The following is a 15,334-nucleotide window of genomic DNA, read 5'->3' as shown; positions in this document are numbered from 1 at the left end:
AGTCGCGCCCCGCGGTCGTGCGTGTCAGGCGTGCTGGCGCGCGCTCGGCAGTGTCTGGCCGGCGCTCGCTTCGGGCCAAGACCCGCGCCCATAGAGCCATTCTGCCGTGGCCGTGATCCCGCCGAAGGGGAACACATGCATCTGCCGCAATAGCGTGTCCGGCGTGTCGGCCCAGCAGCGCTCGACCGGACCGGCCACCGATTCCGGCGAATGGGTGGTGGCCAGAGCGGTGAGGGCGCTCGGCCGCTTCTTCAGGAACGAGATCGAATTGCCGACGCCGCAAACCGCCGCAAAGCGGATCAGTGTCGCGATCTTGGCAGGTCCCGCGACGCCCAGATGGATCGGCAGGTCGATGCCGGCCGCCTGCACCGCCTGCGCCCAGCGCAGCGAGACGGCGGCATCGAAACCGAACTGCGTGACGATACGCAGCCGCGCGCCGCTGCGCCGGCCAAAATCACGTTTCAGGCGAAGCGCCTCGTCGGCGGTAGCGGCGGAAAAGTCCGGCGAGCCTTCCGGATGGCCGGCAACGCCGATGTCGCGGAAGCCGTAGCGGTCGAGGATGCCGGTCGACAGGATTTCCATCGTCGAATTGTAGGGCCCGGCCGGGCGCGTCAGCCCGCCGCCGATGATCAGCACGTCGCTGGCGCCGCCTTCTTCGGCATAGGCGCGGATACGGTCGCGCAACTCGTCGTGGCTGCGCAGGCGACGGGCCGGAACATGCGGCACCGGCGCATAGCCGAGGTCGCTGATCCGCCGGACCGCGCGGACGAAATCCTTCACGGTGTCGACGCCAACATCGCAGAGATACGTCTTCGTGCCGGACGGAAACAGGCCTGGCAGATCGAGCGATTCCAGCGCCTGGCGCGGTGCGACCTCGATGGAAGCGGGAATGGCTCGATGGCGGGAGTGAGAGGTGGGGTCGGTCGCTCTCATGCTTCGCGCCCCTCGTTTGCAACCAGCGCCCTGAGGCGTTTGGCGTCGTAGTGCTGCTCGATGTCACGAGTCAGCCGCTCGGCCTCGGCTTCGAGGTCGCCGACTTCGGCGGGCGAAGTGCCGCGGCGCCATTCGGCCAGATAAGCGTCGCTGTCCTTCGCACCGACTGCCATGGCGCAACGGTCGATGGCCTCGATGAAGCGCAGGGGCAGTTCGCGGCGGGCGGATCTGCGCCCTTGCCGCACGACGATCTGGGCGGGAATGTCACGCCAGTAGACGATCTGAAGTTCTGCCATCCGCCACCTCCGACGACCCCACTGTGATCTGGTCCGGCGTCCGCGGATATGCCGGACGCGACGGCCCGCGATGTCTTTGCGACATCGGGCCGAGGCAAGACGAATGGTGGCGTGGTGTGTTCCGGAACGTCGATGGCCGGGACGATTGCGGGACCTAGAAGAGGCCCATGACGGCGAGCGCTGCCGCACCGTAGACGCTGATCAGGAAGATCGTCGAGGCGATGCCGACGAGGATCGAGGCGATCAGCCAGAGGCCGTCGCGGGCCGTGATCGCGATGCCGGCGATGGCGACGGAGATCCCCGGGAACATGTTGGTCAGCGGAAACGGAATGGCGATCAGCACCGACATCAGGAAGCAGAACCAGCCGATCCCGGACAGCAGGATCCATTCCGGCTCGGGCCAGTAGCGATGCCGGGCAAGCCGTTCGATGCGGCGCAGCATCGGACCGATGCGCGTCATCACGCGCCCCAGCATTTCCGACGTGATCTTGATCTTGCGTATCCGGTTCGGCAGCCACAGGCGATGCCGGCCCACGGCCAGCTGCAGCGTGAACAGCACCAGCGGTAGGCCGAGAAAGAGCGACGCGCCGGGTGGCAGCGGCACGAGATTGAGCCCGCCGAACAGGATGAAGAATGCGCCAAAGGAGCGAGTGTCGAATGCCTGGGACAGTTCGCCGATGGTCGTCCCGGCGCGGTCCCGATGGGAGAACCTGCGTAGGATCGCCGAAATCCGCTTCGGTCGCTTGGCGCCATGTCGCCGGAGCGACTGTCGAAAATTGGAAAAGACGGCAGGTGACACGGAGGGCGCTCTGGGAACGGGGACTTCGAAAATGCTCATGATGCGGCCGAAGCCGTCTCGTGGGAGATACGGTCCGCGAACGACGACGTTGCCGCTCGACCGGGCGTAATCGATCCAGCGTGCCTCTGAGGGGTTAAATCGGAGTTTTCCTTCCAAAGATCAAGACACCATCCGATGACGATCGCGAAGGGCACATGGGGCCGGGCCGCCATGCGGCTTGGCGCGGGGCCCGCAAGGCGGGACAGGCCAGACGGCCGGGGGCTGAGGCCGGCGATTATAGCCGGCGGGACTCGGCCGCGGCGGTGATGGCGTCGGTCAGGTCGCCATAGCCGACCAGGCGGCGCTCATAGGTCAGGCCCAGCTGAGCCGCGATCCGGCTGGCGCGCCGATCGAGATCTGGCGCGTCCGTCTGGGCGAGATACACCAGTTTCTCGTAATGCCCGAAGACCATGCGGATCAGCTCGGGATGCCGGTCGAGCTTGAGCGGCCGGGCGACAAAGGCGTCGAACTGGCGGGCCAGGAAGTCGGTAAGCCAAAAGGTCGTCATTTGCGCGTCGGCCGCGGCCGCGAAGCGGTCGTTGCCGGCAAAAAAGGAATAGCAATGCGGTCCGGCTATGCGCGCGACGCCGTGACGACCGCAGACCGCATCGAGGTGGCCGCCGGTGCCGCAATCGGCATAGGCGACGAAGATCCGGCCGGCGCCGCCTGTGCGCGCCGCGATGATGGCGGCCTCGACCGCCGGCGCGATGGCCTTCGGATCATTGTGCAGGATGGCGGGCAGGCAAGTGATCGTGACGTGGACGAGCCGGTTCGCAGCCGTGACGGCCAGAATTTCTCGCGCAATTGCCCCGCACGCGATCACTGTCAGAGATTCGGCGGCCAGATTTGCCGGCTCCGAACCTGCGTCGCGCACGAACGTCTCGGGCGCGGCCATCATCGCCTTATGCCCTGAAAGTCACCATGCCTGCCAAAAAGCACCGGGGGTCGGGAACCAGCAGGCCCCCTCATCGTTTTCCGGACACATTTGCAAACTGGAGACCCCAGCATGACCAAGCGCATTGCCATCCTGTCCACGCTTCTCGCCGGAGCGCTCGTTCTTTCGGCCTGCGCCAACACGGTCCGCGGCGTCGGGCGCGATGTCGGCAATACCGTCGACGCCACCGGGGCAGCCGTGAACGATGTCGCCCGGTAATCACGGCGGACATCGAATCGACGAGGCGCGGTGACTTCTGGTCGCCGCGCCTTTTTCATGTCCGCAATCGGGTGCGCTAGATCAGCGGAGGGAGAGAGCGTCACAGCTGGTTGTGCCGCCGGGCCATGAGCTGGCGGGCGGTCTCCACCGTAACCGCTGCATCGCGGCAGTATGCGTCGGCGCCGACCTGATTGGCGAAATCCTCGTTCAGCGGCGCGCCGCCGACCAGCACGATGACGTCGTCGCGCATGCCTTTCTGGACCAGCGTGTCGATCACCACCTTCATGTAGGGCATGGTCGTCGTCAGCAGAGCCGACATGCCGAGAAACTCCGGCTGGTGGTCCTCGATCGCCGCGAGATATTTGTCGACGTCGATGTTGATCCCGAGATCGACGATCTCGAATCCGGCGCCCTCCATCATCATGCCGACGAGGTTCTTGCCGATGTCGTGAATGTCGCCCTTCACCGTGCCGATGACCATCTTACCCTGCTTCGGCGCGCCGGTCTCGGCAAGGAGCGGGCGCAGGATGGTCATGCCGGCCTTCATGGCATTGGCCGACAGCAGCACTTCCGGCACGAACAGGATGCCGTCGCGAAAATCCTCGCCGACGATCTGCATGCCGCCGACCAGCGCCCTGGTCAGGACGTCGTAGGGCGTCCATCCGCGCTCGAGGAGGATCTGGGTGCCCTCCTCGATCTCCTCGCGCAGGCCGTCATAGAGATCGTCCTTCATCTGGGCGACGAGATCGTCGTCGGACAGTTCGGCCAGAATGATGTCGTCGGCATCGGCCATGCACATACCTCGCGGCGGGTCGAACCCGGAACTGCCGCGGACGCGACGTCTTGCGGCCACGCCGCCACGTCCATCCGTACCCCTCACTCTAGGGCAGATGCAGGCCGGCAATCCTTTTGCTGCGACATCTCCCATTGCGAAAGCGACGTCTGGGCGGCGGAACTGCACAGGGTCGAACCTCTGGCACGCCGGGGTCGGTGGCCGTCATTGTCCTCGCCGCGTCATGCACCTTCGCGATTGGGACGGCGATGGCGGCCTGCGTGCGAGTATCGGTGGCAGATTGCACGCCCGCGCGAGCGTCGAGACTGGCGCAGGCTGCCATGCGGCCGGAGACCCTTGATGAGCGACGAGACCGGACATTTGAGCGAGGCTCCGCGGTCCGACGGCGGTCGCCGCGGCCGCGGCACAGGCGGCGGGGCCTCCGCCCGGCGCGCCGCACGCACCCAGAGCGCCTCGGGAACGAAACTTGGTTATATCCGCCGCAACGTGCCGGAATACGAGCTGCTGGACGAGGCCGGCCTGGCCATCATCGAGGCGAATGCCGACCTCATCCTTGAGGAGATCGGCATCGAGTTCCGCGACGATGCCGAAGCGCTGGACATGTGGACGGCGGCGGGCGCAAAGGTGTCCGGGGAGCGGGTGCGGTTTCCCCGCGGCCTGTGCCGCGAATTGCTGCGGACCGCGCCGCGATCCTTCGTCCAGCATGCGCGCAACCCGGACAATTCGGTGGTGATCGGCGGCAAGGCGACGGTCTTCGCGCCGGTCTACGGGCCGCCCTTCGTGCGCGACCTGGATGGCGTGCGCCGCTACGCCACGATCGAGGATTTCCGCAATCTGGTGAAGCTCGCCTACATGGCGCCGTCGCTGCACCATTCCGGCGGTACCGTGTGCGAGCCGGTGGACATCCCGGTCAACAAGCGGCATCTCGACATGCTGCTCGCGCACATGACGCTGTCGGACAAGCCCTTCATGGGCTCCGTCACCGCGCCGGAGCGGGCCCAGGACACGATCGAAATGTGCCGCATCCTGTTTGGGGAGGCCTTCGTCGACGAGAACTGCGTGGTGATCAATCTGATCAACGCCAATTCGCCGATGACCTTCGACGGCACCATGCTCGGCGCCCTGAAGGTCTATGCGCGCGCCAACCAGGCGACCATCGTCACGCCCTTCATCCTTGCCGGTGCCATGAGCCCGGTGACGGTCGCCGGCACGCTGGCGCAGGTTCTCGCCGAAGTCCTCGCCGGTGCCGCCTTTACCCAGCTCTGCCGGCCGGGCGCGCCGGTGGTCTTCGGCACCTTCGCCTCGTCGATCTCCATGCAGTCCGGGGCGCCGACCTTCGGCACGCCGGAGCCGGCGCTGGTGTCCTACGGTGCGGCGCAGCTGGCGCGCCGGCTCGGCCTGCCGTTCCGCACCGGCGGGTCGCTCTGCGCCGCCAAGCTGCCCGATGCCCAGGCCGCCTATGAAAGTGCGAACACGCTGAACTCCACCATTCTGGCCGGGACCAATTTCGTGCTCCATGCTGCCGGTTGGCTGGAGGGCGGGCTCGCCGTCTGCTTCGAGAAGTTCCTGATGGATTGCGACCAGCTCGGCATGATGCAGGCCTTCGCGCGGGGCGTGGATCTGTCGGAGAACGGGCAGGCCATGTCGGCGATCCGCGAGGTCGGGCCCGGCAGCCATTTCCTTGGCTGCCAGCACACACAGGACAATTTCCAGACGGCCTTCTATCGTTCGGCCATCGCCGACAACAATTCCTTCGAGCAATGGTCGGCGGAAGGCGCGCTGCGCGCGGAGAACCGCGCCAGCCAGCTTTGCAGACGCTGGCTGGAATCCTACGAGGCGCCGGCGCTCGATCCGGCCATCGCCGAAACGCTGAGGGCCTTCGTGGCCCGGCGCAAGGCAGCGGAGGCCGACGCCTTCGCCTGAAAGGGAGAGGCGGAACCGACCGCCTATCCGGAAGCCAGTTCGGCGTCGAGAATCGCCGGGACGATCCACCGCGCGGTCTGGCGAGGCGGGAGCGAGCGCTGATGCACGGCGGTTTATTTGGTGAATCTCCGTAGCGCATGACGGCCGGGCCGGCCGTTTCGGCCCGTGCGAAGGCAGGCGGCGCCCGTTCCATGCCTGGAAATGGCGCAAAGACAATCAGTGGTTTGCCGCTGTAGTTGCGGCGATCGTTCGGGGAATGGTGGATGGGCGCGTTGCTTCGGCATCTGATGGCCGGGCGATCTGGTTCGCGTTGACCGTGGCGGCCGCGCTGGCGCTTTGCCCGTAGCAGTCTGGCTGGATTTGCGCCATCTGTCGGACACGGCGCTGAGCGCGCAGGCCAACAATCTCAATTCGATGATCACCGACATCCGCAGCTATTACGCGCGCAACGTCGTCCGCCGGGTCCTAGCAAATCCCGACAGCGGCACGATCGCGGTCGAAGGTCGCGCAGGAGTACGGCGCCACCGTGGACAAGTTCATCGGCGATGCCATCCCCGCCTTTCTCGGCTATCCGGAGACCAAGGGAGCGCGGGAGGACGCCAAGCCTGCCTGGCCATGGCGATCGCCATGCAGCGGCGGATAGGGGAGCTCAATGCCGAATGGCGCCGCCGCGGCATCGAGAAGCCGTTCCAGGCCCGGACGGGTATCAATACCGGCTTCTGCAATGTCGGCAATTTCGGCAGCGCCGACCGCATTGACTACACGATCATCGGAGCCGAGGCGAACCTGGCCACCCGGTTCGAGCAGATCGCCGAGCCGGGTGGCATCGTGATGAGCTACGAGACCTACGCCCAGATGGAGGGCGACGTGCGCGCGAGGCCGCTGGCGCCTATCTCGCTCAAGTGCATCAGCCGCAAGGTGATTCTTTACGTCGTGGAGGGAGTCTACGACAATGAGCTTGAGGCGACGCCCAGCGTGATCAACAATATGCCGACGGTGCGCGTATCTTCCTCGATCTCGACCGGCTGACCGAGGTCGAACGCCTTCGCCTGCAGACCGTCATGGCCTAGACCGTGGAATCCCTGAAGCGACGCCAGCCGCTGGCGTTCTGATCCTGCAAGGAGCTCCGGCATCGTCCGTTGTCGCAAGCCGGCCGAAAGGGGCGATCGCATCTCGTCCGGCGGCAGATGCATCACCCGCCTCGCCAAGCTGCCGGCGAACGAGATCCTTCGCTTCACCTGACCACCTGACCACCTGACCACCTGACCACCGCGCCGCGAGGAACGCTCAGTCCCGGTTGCGACGGCGTCCCGTGCGCGCCGCCGGGTCGGCGGACGAGGCCGGCTTGTTCACCAGCGGTCCGACGGCGGCGACGATCTCCGCGACGCTCGGGCGCTGCCGTCGGACATGGGTGTCGATGGCGTGCCGCATGGCGCCCAGATGGTGCGGCGAAGTCCCGCAGCAGCCACCGATGATACGGGCGCCCGCATCGATCGCCAGCCGCGCATAGTCGGCCATCTGCTCCGGTGTTCCCGAATAGACGGTCTGGCCGTCGACGAAGCGCGGGATGCCGCAATTGGCCTTCACGACCAGGGCGGACTCGGGCGAGCCCGTCTCCAGTTCCAATGCCGTCGCCAGCGTGTCCGAGGCACCGACGCCGCAATTGGCGCCGACGGCTACCGGCCGCACGGACAGCCCATCGACGGCCCTGTGGAAGTCACAAGGGTGGATGCCCATCATGGTCCGGCCGGCGCTGTCGAAGGAGCCGGTGACCACATAGGGCATGTCGCAAGCCAGGGCGGCCTCGGCCGCGGCCCGCACTTCCTCGGCTGCCGACATGGTCTCGATCCAGACCACGTCAACGCCGCCGTCCTTCAGGCCGGCAATCTGCTCGCGGAACGCCGCCACGGCGTCCGCGTAGGACAGTTCGCCCAGCGGCTGCAGGAGTTCGCCCGTCGGGCCCACCGACCCGCCGACGACGACTGGGCGACCGGCGGCGTCGGCCACCGCCCGCGCCAGTTCGGCGGCGATCCTGTTCAGCGCATGGGTGCGGGCTTCGGCCTGGTGCAGCTTCAGGCGGTGCCGGTTGGCGCCGAAGGAGCAGCTCAGTATGATGTCGGCGCCGTTGTCGACGAAGGCCTGATGCAGGGCGGCGATTCGCTCGGGATGGCGTTCAAGCCACATCTCCGGGGCTTCGCCGGATTCCAGCCCGACCTCGAAGAGGTTGGTGCCGGTGGCGCCGTCCGCGAGCAGAACGCCCTTGGCATCGAGAAGTTGGCTGAGCGAATGCGGCATCGGCGAGGCTCCGGCAGTATCGGCGCCGCGGGCGGCGCCCGGTTGATCGTGATGGCGGCCCGGCACCCCACAGGGCGAGGCCCGCGGCGCAACTGCCCGACAGGGATGCTGATGCCCGCTCCCCGTTGGCGATGATCGTCCGAACGCGTCATCGTTCGGTCGCAAGCGCTACCCTGCAAAGTCGGGGCGCATTGCCTGGGGAAAAGCGGCGCGCCCGTGTTCGAACGGCCATATTTCAACGGCATGGCTGCCACTCGCATCGGCGAATCGGGGGGTTGCCGTGCACCACGCCCTGCCTGCCACAAAGTTCCGGCAAGGTTGGATTCGTAACTGATCTACGGTGGTTCGCGCATCCGCGCATGGGGGACCACCGGTCCGACGGCACCACGGTCCGACGGATGACAAGCAGGGGGACGTGCATGTTCGACAGACTGCCGACGCGACTGGACGATGCCGCCATCGTCTCGGCCGCCATCCGCGCTTTGGCACGCGAAGGCTACGACCGCCACCGGATCGAGGACGCGCTGATCCGCCAGGCTCCCGTGGACCTCGACCTTCTGGCCGAATGTTACGAGCGGATGTTCGGCCATTCCGGTGGACCGGTGCTGACGGACCGCGCGGCCTGATCCGTCGCGGCAGCCGCACGACGCCAAACTCCGCATCTGTAGTACAGGGCTCGCAGGAGCCGCCTTCCCGTCGTGGATCACACGCCCCTGACCAAGGGTCAGACGCGGTGGTTGCCCATGCCACAGAGGTCAGAGGTCGCCGGCTTCCAGCGCGTCCTTGAGCACCGGCGTGACCATCGCCGCCATGAGCCCGCGCATGGTCAGCATGCCTTCAGGCCGGCCGGAGCCATTGACCACATGGGCGTGTGTAACGCCGTCGCCGCCCATGCGGCGCGCGGCTTCCTCCAGGATCGTTCCGCGCGCGATCGGCACGCTTTCGCCCGGCGGGGCCGCGCCGGGTGGCATCGGCTCCATCACCGTCTCGACCCGGATCACGCGGCCCCGGTTCACCTCGCGAACGAAGGACGAGATATAGTCGTCGGCCGGGCGCAGCACGATGTCCTGGGCGGTGCCCTGCTGGACGATCTCGCCGGCCCTCAGGATAGCGATCTGTTCACCGAGGCGCAGGGCCTCGTCGAGATCGTGGGTGATGAACACGATCGTCTTGTGCAGTTCGGTCTGCAGGTCGAGCAGCACCGACTGCATGTCGGTGCGGATCAGCGGGTCGAGGGCGGAGAAGGCCTCGTCCATGAGCAGGATGTCGGCGTCGGTGGCGAGCGCGCGCGCCAGTCCGACGCGCTGCTGCATGCCCCCCGACAACTGGGCCGGATAATTGTCCTCGTAGCCCTTCAGCCCGACGCGCTCGATCCAGCGCATGGCGCCATCGCGCTGTTCCGTCTTGGACTTGCCCATCACCTCCAGCCCGTAGGCGACATTGTCGATGACGGTCTTGTGGGGCAGGAGGCCGAAACGCTGGAAGACCATCGAGATCTTGTGGCGACGGAAGTCGCGTAGCCGGACGTCCGACATCGTCAGGACGTTCTCGCCGTCGATGAGAATCTCGCCGGAAGACGGCTCGATCAGCCGGTTGATGTGGCGGATCAGGGTGGACTTGCCCGAGCCGGAGAGCCCCATCACCACCTGGATGCCCGAGGCCGGGATATCCATGTTGATGTCCTTCAGCCCGAGCACGTGGCTGTGCTCGGCGAGAAGCTCGGTCTTCGACATGCCCTGACGAACCAGTTCCACCATCGTTTTGTCGTCTGGGCCGAAGATCTTGTAGAGATTGCGGATCGTGATGGCGACGTCGTCAGCCATGGGCGGCCTCCCGGTGACGCTGCAGGCGCTTGCCGTAGGCCTGGCTGGTGCGGTCGAAGATGATCGCGATGGCGACGATGGCCAGGCCGTTCAGGACGCCCTGCGTGAAATACTGATTGGTGATGGCCTGCAGCACCGGCTGGCCGAGACCGCGCACGCCGATCAGCGAGGCGACGACGACCATGGCCAGGGCCATCATAATGGTCTGGTTGATGCCGGCCATGATTGTCGGCAGCGCGAGCGGAAGCTGGACCTTGGTCAGCTTCTGCCATCCGGACGAGCCGAAGGCGTTCGCCGCTTCCAGCACTTCCTTGTCGACCAGCCGGATCCCCAGATTGGTCAGGCGGATGATCGGCGGCATGGCGTAGATCACCACGACCAGCAAGCCCGGGATCAAGCCGATGCCGAGCAGCATGACGATCGGGATGAGATAGACGAAGGAGGGCATCGTCTGCATCACGTCGAGGATCGGATTGATGACCGCCTGCACCTTGTTGGAGCGCGACATCACGATGCCGATCGGCATGCCGATTACGATCGACAGCAGCGTGCAGACGACGATGATCGACAGCGTCCGCATGGTGTCTTCCCACATGCCGAACACGCCGATCAGCATCAGCGCCACGAAGGTGCCGGCAGTAATCCCCTTGGAGCGGCTGGCGAGCCAGACGATGGCGACGATCGCCAGGATGACGATCCACCATGGGGTCTGGATCAGCAGGCGTTCGAACCACAGGAGAAAATCGAGCAGCGGCCGGAAGATCGCCTCGATCGTGTCGCCATAGGCGCGCGAGAAGGAGCGGTAATACTGGTCGATCGTGCGCGACATCAGGCGCAGGTCTCGCCCCGCCAATTGTGGAAATTCGGTCAGCCAATCCACAGTCGAGGTCTCCTTGGCATGGTGTCGGGATCACGGTATCCGGGCAGGAAGCGGACGTCTTTCCAAGGCGTCGGGCTGGTTGGTGCGGCGGGACAGCGCGAGCCTGACCGGAACGTCGCGGGACAAAGGCCTGCCACGTGCTGCAGCGGCCGGTCAGTCCGGACCCGGTGATACCTATGCGGGACAGGGCCGAGCTTAGCCCGCCGGTGGGTCGCCACCGGCGGGCTGCCTGTCAGGATGGTGTCGGCCGGGCCCTGCTCAGAGCGCCGACTTGATCTTCTCGGCAGCGTCCTCGGAGACCCAGCCGGTCCACGTTTCCGGGTTGTTCTCGAGGAAGTAATACGCGGTGTCCTCGCCGGTCGCCTGCTGGTCTTCCTTCCAGGCGAGGAGCTTGTTGACCGTGTCGTTACCCCAGGCGCGGGTCTCGAAATAGGCGGCGACGTCAGCCGACTGCTCCTTCACCTTAGGCGTCACGACGGTGAAGACTTCGGACTTGGTCCACGCGTTGATCTTCGGGTCGGCGCAATCCACCTGGGTGGTGCAGTCCGCCCATTCCTTCGGATCGTGCTCGGCGTCGAAGGCGAGCTTCGTCATCGGATACTTGCCGAGGATCGCGGTGGGGGCCCAGTAATAGCCGAGCCACGGCTCCTTGTTCTCGTGCGCCTTGGCGATCGATCCGTCGAGACCGGCGGCCGAACCGGTGTCGACCAGGACAAAGCCCTTCTCCTCGCCGTCATAGGCCCTGAACAGGTTGGCGGTCGTGATCTGGCAGCCCCAGCCGGCCGGGCAGTTGTAGACGGCGCCCTTCGACGGGTCCTCGTTAGACGGGAAGAGCTCAGGATGCTCCATCGCGTCGCCGACCGTCTTGATCTCGGGATGGGCCTCGGCAAAGTAGGTCGGGATCCACCAGCCTTCCTCGCCGCCGTCCGACAGTACCTCGGCGCCGAACTCGATGGTGCCTTCCTCGGCCGCCTTGTCGATCTGGTCGCGAAACTGGTTGACCCACATCTCCGGCGCGACGTCGGGCTCCTGCTTCTCCGTCATCGAGGCGAAGGTCGGCATGGTGTCGCCGGGCAGGAGGCGCACGGTGCAGCCATAGCCCTCTTCCAGAATGATCTTGTCGATCGCCGCCAGCACCTCGGCGGACGCCCAGTTCATGTTGGACACGCTCAGTTCACAGTTTTCCTGCGCCGAGGCGACGCCGCTGAACCCATACAGGGTGGCTGCTAGACAGGTCGAGGCGAGAAGAGTTTTCATTCGTATTCCTTGCTGCTTTGAACATGGCATGTATCGTATGGAAGACTGCCGACCCGAGCTTATTCAGATTGTACGACCGGGGAGGGCATACACTCCTTTGCTGACTGATGGCAGGCTTGTTCTGATTGGTTCCTGTCGACGCTAGACTGCCGAGGCCCCAATTCCAACCTGTTTTTGAGAATCCGGCAACTCCTGGGCCAAGGCGGCGCCGCGCCGGAAGGCCGAATCCGCATCAAAACGGCCGGCTTTTGCGGTATGCGGGCAGGGGAGCGACTGGCTGCCGCGGCACCTGTGCATGTGATGCAAGGCGGCGAAGGCGGAATGGAGGACGATGCCTCCCGGCGTCAGCGCGAGTGCAGGGCCCGGGCGAGCGGCAGGGTATGGACAGATGCCGGCACGTCGCGGAAACGGGCGAGCACGTCGCTGGCCACCCGTTCGGCCGGCATCGGCTTTCCGAAGAAGTAGCCCTGCAACTGGTCGCATCCCAAGCTCTTCAGGAGGTCGACCTGTTCCTGGGTCTCGATGCCCTCGGCCGTGACCTTCATCTTCATGTGGTGCGCCATCGAGACGATTGTGTCGAGGATCTGCGGCACATTCGGCTCGCCGTTCTCGTAGGCGACCATGAAGGACTGGTCGATCTTCAGTTTGTCGAACGGGAACCGCCACAGATAGCCGAGCGAGGAATAGCCGGTGCCGAAATCGTCCATGTCGATGGCAATGCCAAGCGCCTTGAGCTGCCGGAGCTGCTTCAGGATGTCCTCCGAGCGTTCCAGGACCAGGGATTCGACCACCTCGATCTCGAGCCGGCTGCCGTCGACGCCGGCCTTGTGAAGCGCCGACTGGACGATCTGCAGGAGGTCGCCATCGCCGAACTGCACTGCGCTGAGATTGACCGAGACGAACAAATGCTCGGGCCATTGCGCGATCTGGCGCACGGCCTCGCGGATCACCCAGGTGCCGATGGTCTTGATGTAGCCGCGTGCCTCGGCGATCGGGATGAAGACAGCCGGAGAGATCTGGTTGCCTTCTTCGTCGCGCATGCGGATCAAGGCCTCCAAACCGAGCAGCCTCGAGCCGTCGCTATTGACGATGGGCTGGTAGAACAATTCGAAGCTCTGGTTTTCCAGTGCCTTGCGCACCAGGCCCTCGATATGCCGGCGATGGTGCATTGCCTCGTCCATCGAGGGCTCGAAATGGATCATATTGCGGGATTTGTCGGTCTTGTGGTGGAGATGCGCGAGTTCGGCGTGCTTGACCAATTCGGAATGCGTCCGCCCGTCCATGGGCGCCAGTGCGCAGCCGATGGAAACGCTGGGCGTCAGAGTCGTGCCGGCGATCTCGACGGGCTCTGTCACCGCGTCGACGATGCGTTTACACAGGGCGGCTACGTCTTCCTGGGAGGCGACGCGGCGCTGCAGGATGGCGAAGTCGTCGGCCCCGAGGCGGGCGAGCAGGTCGTTGCGATCGACCAACGCGATCAGCCTGTCGGCCACCACGCGCAGCATCTCGTCGCCGGCCGCCTGGCCAAACCGGTCATTGATCTCGGCCATCTCGTCGATGTCGATATAGAGATAGGCCATGCGTTCGCGCGTTGCCCGTACGGTGGCAAGCACACGGTCGCTCTCCTCCTGCATGCGGTGCCGGTTGAGCAGCTTGGTCAGGGCGTCGTGATTGGCCAGGAAGACGATGCGCTCGTCGGCCTCGGCGATCTTGCGCTTGCGGCGGATATAAAGAAGGAGCGGCACCGCTGTGGCGAAGAAAATCAGAACCAGCAATATGCCTGAAGCCCATGCTAGGGTCGCTTTGTAGGCGCTCCGGTTCGCGATCATGTCGCCGACCAGTGAGACGTAGCCGATCGTCCGGCCGTCCCGCACCAGAGGGGTGATCACCGTTGGATTGGTGAAACCGTCATCCTCGACGACCTGCCAGTCACCCTGCTTCGACAGAACGCTTTCGGAGAGCCGGCTGCCCGACTGGATACCACCCGGGCGGTCGCGCAGCAGCCATTGGTAGCGGTCCGAACGGGAGCGGTAGACCTCATCGCCGCGGCGGTCGAAGATCGCGAAGCTGTCGATGCTGGCGAGATCGGCCAGCTTGCGGACGTCGGCCTCGGCATCGGGATCACGGGACAGGCCAGTGAGGAAGGCGTCGATCTTGCCGCCGGGCTGCGTCAGGAGGCCGGCGAAGTTCTGACCCTTGGCGCGCATTTCGGTCTCGATCAGACCGCCGACGGTGGCACCACCGATTGACAGGGCGCTGAACACGACAAAGCCGGCGATTGCAAAGCCGCCGAGTACCGTCAGTCCGTTCTTTTGAAAGAAGAGCACCATCGCCCATTCCGCGCCAATTTCACTGCGACCGTATGGGCTAGACGTAAAGATTTATGGAACGCGGGTTGCAATCGGTCCGGGCCAAATAAGCGGATGTCCCGCAGCCGGCATGCGGACGAGCACCCGACTTGTCTCCGAGGACGGGACAGTTCCCAATAGAGCGAGTCATTCCGGCGATTTTGCCGGGCGTTAATCTGTTCACGTTTTTGACAGTTGACCTGACAGCAGAATTGAAAATAGGTTTTTCTGCGGCGGCATTGTGGTTTCTTGGGGTTGGAGTCCGTCACATGCGTAAACTACTTGCTGCGTTCGTCCTGATCGCGAGCGTCCTCGGCTGCGGCATGTCTAGTGCGTCGGCCCACCTTGTCGCCAAGGTGGACCTGTCCTCGCAGACGATGACAGTCATCAACAATGGCCGCGTCGTGTATCGCTGGCCGGTCTCGACGGCGCGAAAAGGCTATGTCACGCCCACGGGGAGCTGGCGCGCCAAGCGTATCCACCGAATGTGGTATTCGCGGAAATACGACATGTCGCCCATGCCCTATTCGGTGTTCTACCATCGCGGCTACGCCATCCATGGCACCGGTGCGGTTAGCCGCCTCGGCCGGCCGGCCTCGCATGGCTGCGTGCGCCTGCACACCGCCAATGCGAAGATCTTCTATTCGATGGTGCGCAAAGTCGGCATGGGCAATACGCGCGTCGTCGTCCAGCGCTGACCCGCGAGCCTTAACGGCGACCAAGGCGCAGCACGAGGCGTTGGTTCGATCTGCCGGAATGGCCCTCGTGCGTCCGCTCGGACGCACGAGGGCCTAC

Annotated in this window: 15 protein-coding genes; 5 read left to right on the top strand and 10 right to left on the bottom strand. The window is 65.2% G+C overall.

The genetic code is table 11. The features are described from left to right. Positions 1 to 24: 24 nt before the first annotated feature. The 4 genes from VQ042_RS16775 to VQ042_RS16760 all read right to left on the bottom strand — a co-directional run bounded on the left by VQ042_RS16775 (position 25) and on the right by VQ042_RS16760 (position 2,941). A complete protein-coding gene (locus tag VQ042_RS16775) occupies positions 25 to 933 on the bottom strand; it encodes a methylenetetrahydrofolate reductase (RefSeq protein ID WP_331821337.1) in 909 nt (302 codons plus the stop codon). Continuing rightward, complete coding sequence (locus VQ042_RS16770; RefSeq protein WP_331821335.1) at positions 930 to 1,229, bottom strand: virulence factor; 300 nt, start codon at positions 1,227 to 1,229, stop codon at positions 930 to 932. The genes VQ042_RS16775 and VQ042_RS16770 overlap by 4 nt, the downstream gene beginning before the upstream one ends. A gap of 154 nt (positions 1,230 to 1,383) precedes the next feature. Beyond that, positions 1,384 to 2,028 (bottom strand): exopolysaccharide biosynthesis protein, encoded by a 645-nt coding sequence (locus VQ042_RS16765; protein ID WP_331821333.1) that lies wholly within the window; start codon positions 2,026 to 2,028, stop codon positions 1,384 to 1,386. 274 nt (positions 2,029 to 2,302) lie between these two features. After that, complete coding sequence (locus VQ042_RS16760; RefSeq protein ID WP_442880107.1) at positions 2,303 to 2,941, bottom strand: DUF1638 domain-containing protein; 639 nt, start codon at positions 2,939 to 2,941, stop codon at positions 2,303 to 2,305. 132 nt (positions 2,942 to 3,073) lie between these two features. On the opposite strand from VQ042_RS16760, the gene VQ042_RS16755 reads away from it, so the two are divergent. Continuing rightward, entirely contained in the window at positions 3,074 to 3,220 is a 147-nt protein-coding gene (locus VQ042_RS16755) for a hypothetical protein (protein WP_331821331.1), read from the top strand. Between the two features lie 100 nt (positions 3,221 to 3,320). Here VQ042_RS16755 and VQ042_RS16750 read toward each other — a convergent pair whose 3' ends face one another. Next, positions 3,321 to 4,013: a corrinoid protein gene (locus VQ042_RS16750; protein WP_331821329.1), complete on the bottom strand. Its 693-nt coding sequence runs from the start codon at positions 4,011 to 4,013 to the stop codon at positions 3,321 to 3,323. Between the two features lie 339 nt (positions 4,014 to 4,352). Between VQ042_RS16750 and VQ042_RS16745 the strand changes: the two genes are divergently transcribed. Together VQ042_RS16745 and VQ042_RS16740 are read left to right on the top strand one after the other, a co-directional pair. Then, positions 4,353 to 5,936, top strand: coding sequence for a trimethylamine methyltransferase family protein (locus tag VQ042_RS16745; protein ID WP_331821327.1), 1,584 nt, complete (start codon positions 4,353 to 4,355; stop codon positions 5,934 to 5,936). 360 nt (positions 5,937 to 6,296) lie between these two features. Further along, entirely contained in the window at positions 6,297 to 6,965 is a 669-nt protein-coding gene (locus VQ042_RS16740; RefSeq protein ID WP_442880105.1) for an adenylate/guanylate cyclase domain-containing protein, read from the top strand. A 258-nt stretch (positions 6,966 to 7,223) separates the two neighbouring features. Here the strand turns inward: VQ042_RS16740 and bmt are convergent, their stop codons facing one another. Next, positions 7,224 to 8,231 (bottom strand): betaine--homocysteine S-methyltransferase, encoded by a 1,008-nt coding sequence (bmt, locus tag VQ042_RS16735; RefSeq protein WP_331821325.1) that lies wholly within the window; start codon positions 8,229 to 8,231, stop codon positions 7,224 to 7,226. A 419-nt stretch (positions 8,232 to 8,650) separates the two neighbouring features. On the opposite strand from bmt, the gene VQ042_RS16730 reads away from it, so the two are divergent. Then, positions 8,651 to 8,857 carry a hypothetical protein gene (locus VQ042_RS16730; protein WP_331821323.1) on the top strand — a complete coding sequence of 69 codons (207 nt, stop codon included), beginning with the start codon at positions 8,651 to 8,653 and terminating at the stop codon, positions 8,855 to 8,857. 129 nt (positions 8,858 to 8,986) lie between these two features. Here VQ042_RS16730 and VQ042_RS16725 read toward each other — a convergent pair whose 3' ends face one another. The 4 genes from VQ042_RS16725 to VQ042_RS16710 all read right to left on the bottom strand — a co-directional run bounded on the left by VQ042_RS16725 (position 8,987) and on the right by VQ042_RS16710 (position 14,521). Continuing rightward, positions 8,987 to 10,054 (bottom strand): quaternary amine ABC transporter ATP-binding protein, encoded by a 1,068-nt coding sequence (locus VQ042_RS16725; protein WP_331821322.1) that lies wholly within the window; start codon positions 10,052 to 10,054, stop codon positions 8,987 to 8,989. Beyond that, on the bottom strand, positions 10,047 to 10,934 hold the full coding sequence (locus VQ042_RS16720; RefSeq protein WP_331821321.1) for an ABC transporter permease: 888 nt from the start codon (positions 10,932 to 10,934) through the stop codon (positions 10,047 to 10,049). The genes VQ042_RS16725 and VQ042_RS16720 overlap by 8 nt, the downstream gene beginning before the upstream one ends. Before the next feature lie 258 nt (positions 10,935 to 11,192). Beyond that, the gene (locus tag VQ042_RS16715; protein WP_331821320.1) at positions 11,193 to 12,191 is read right to left on the bottom strand and encodes an ABC transporter substrate-binding protein; all 999 of its coding nucleotides are present in this window, start codon (positions 12,189 to 12,191) and stop codon (positions 11,193 to 11,195) included. A 344-nt stretch (positions 12,192 to 12,535) separates the two neighbouring features. Next, positions 12,536 to 14,521 (bottom strand): putative bifunctional diguanylate cyclase/phosphodiesterase, encoded by a 1,986-nt coding sequence (locus tag VQ042_RS16710; protein ID WP_331821319.1) that lies wholly within the window; start codon positions 14,519 to 14,521, stop codon positions 12,536 to 12,538. A 287-nt stretch (positions 14,522 to 14,808) separates the two neighbouring features. Between VQ042_RS16710 and VQ042_RS16705 the strand changes: the two genes are divergently transcribed. Next, positions 14,809 to 15,237 (top strand): L,D-transpeptidase, encoded by a 429-nt coding sequence (locus VQ042_RS16705; RefSeq protein WP_331821317.1) that lies wholly within the window; start codon positions 14,809 to 14,811, stop codon positions 15,235 to 15,237. Positions 15,238 to 15,334 lie beyond the last annotated feature (97 nt).

It is taken from the genome of Aurantimonas sp. A2-1-M11, from assembly GCF_036549475.1.
Taxonomy (GTDB): Bacteria; Pseudomonadota; Alphaproteobacteria; order Rhizobiales; family Rhizobiaceae; genus Aurantimonas.
This window is presented reverse-complemented; position numbering and strand designations above follow the sequence as displayed.

What these genes read in the sequence shown, in the direction of transcription:
- VQ042_RS16775 (WP_331821337.1), bottom strand. Translation starts at nt 933, where the DNA reads ATGAGAGCGACCGACCCCACCTCTCACTCCCGCCATCGAGCCATTCCC.
- VQ042_RS16770 (WP_331821335.1), bottom strand. Translation starts at nt 1,229, where the DNA reads ATGGCAGAACTTCAGATCGTCTACTGGCGTGACATTCCCGCCCAGATC.
- VQ042_RS16755 (WP_331821331.1), top strand. Translation starts at nt 3,074, where the DNA reads ATGACCAAGCGCATTGCCATCCTGTCCACGCTTCTCGCCGGAGCGCTC.
- VQ042_RS16750 (WP_331821329.1), bottom strand. Translation starts at nt 4,013, where the DNA reads ATGGCCGATGCCGACGACATCATTCTGGCCGAACTGTCCGACGACGAT.
- VQ042_RS16745 (WP_331821327.1), top strand. Translation starts at nt 4,353, where the DNA reads ATGAGCGACGAGACCGGACATTTGAGCGAGGCTCCGCGGTCCGACGGC.
- bmt (WP_331821325.1), bottom strand. Translation starts at nt 8,231, where the DNA reads ATGCCGCATTCGCTCAGCCAACTTCTCGATGCCAAGGGCGTTCTGCTC.
- VQ042_RS16730 (WP_331821323.1), top strand. Translation starts at nt 8,651, where the DNA reads ATGTTCGACAGACTGCCGACGCGACTGGACGATGCCGCCATCGTCTCG.
- VQ042_RS16725 (WP_331821322.1), bottom strand. Translation starts at nt 10,054, where the DNA reads ATGGCTGACGACGTCGCCATCACGATCCGCAATCTCTACAAGATCTTC.
- VQ042_RS16715 (WP_331821320.1), bottom strand. Translation starts at nt 12,191, where the DNA reads ATGAAAACTCTTCTCGCCTCGACCTGTCTAGCAGCCACCCTGTATGGG.
- VQ042_RS16710 (WP_331821319.1), bottom strand. Translation starts at nt 14,521, where the DNA reads ATGGTGCTCTTCTTTCAAAAGAACGGACTGACGGTACTCGGCGGCTTT.
- VQ042_RS16705 (WP_331821317.1), top strand. Translation starts at nt 14,809, where the DNA reads ATGCGTAAACTACTTGCTGCGTTCGTCCTGATCGCGAGCGTCCTCGGC.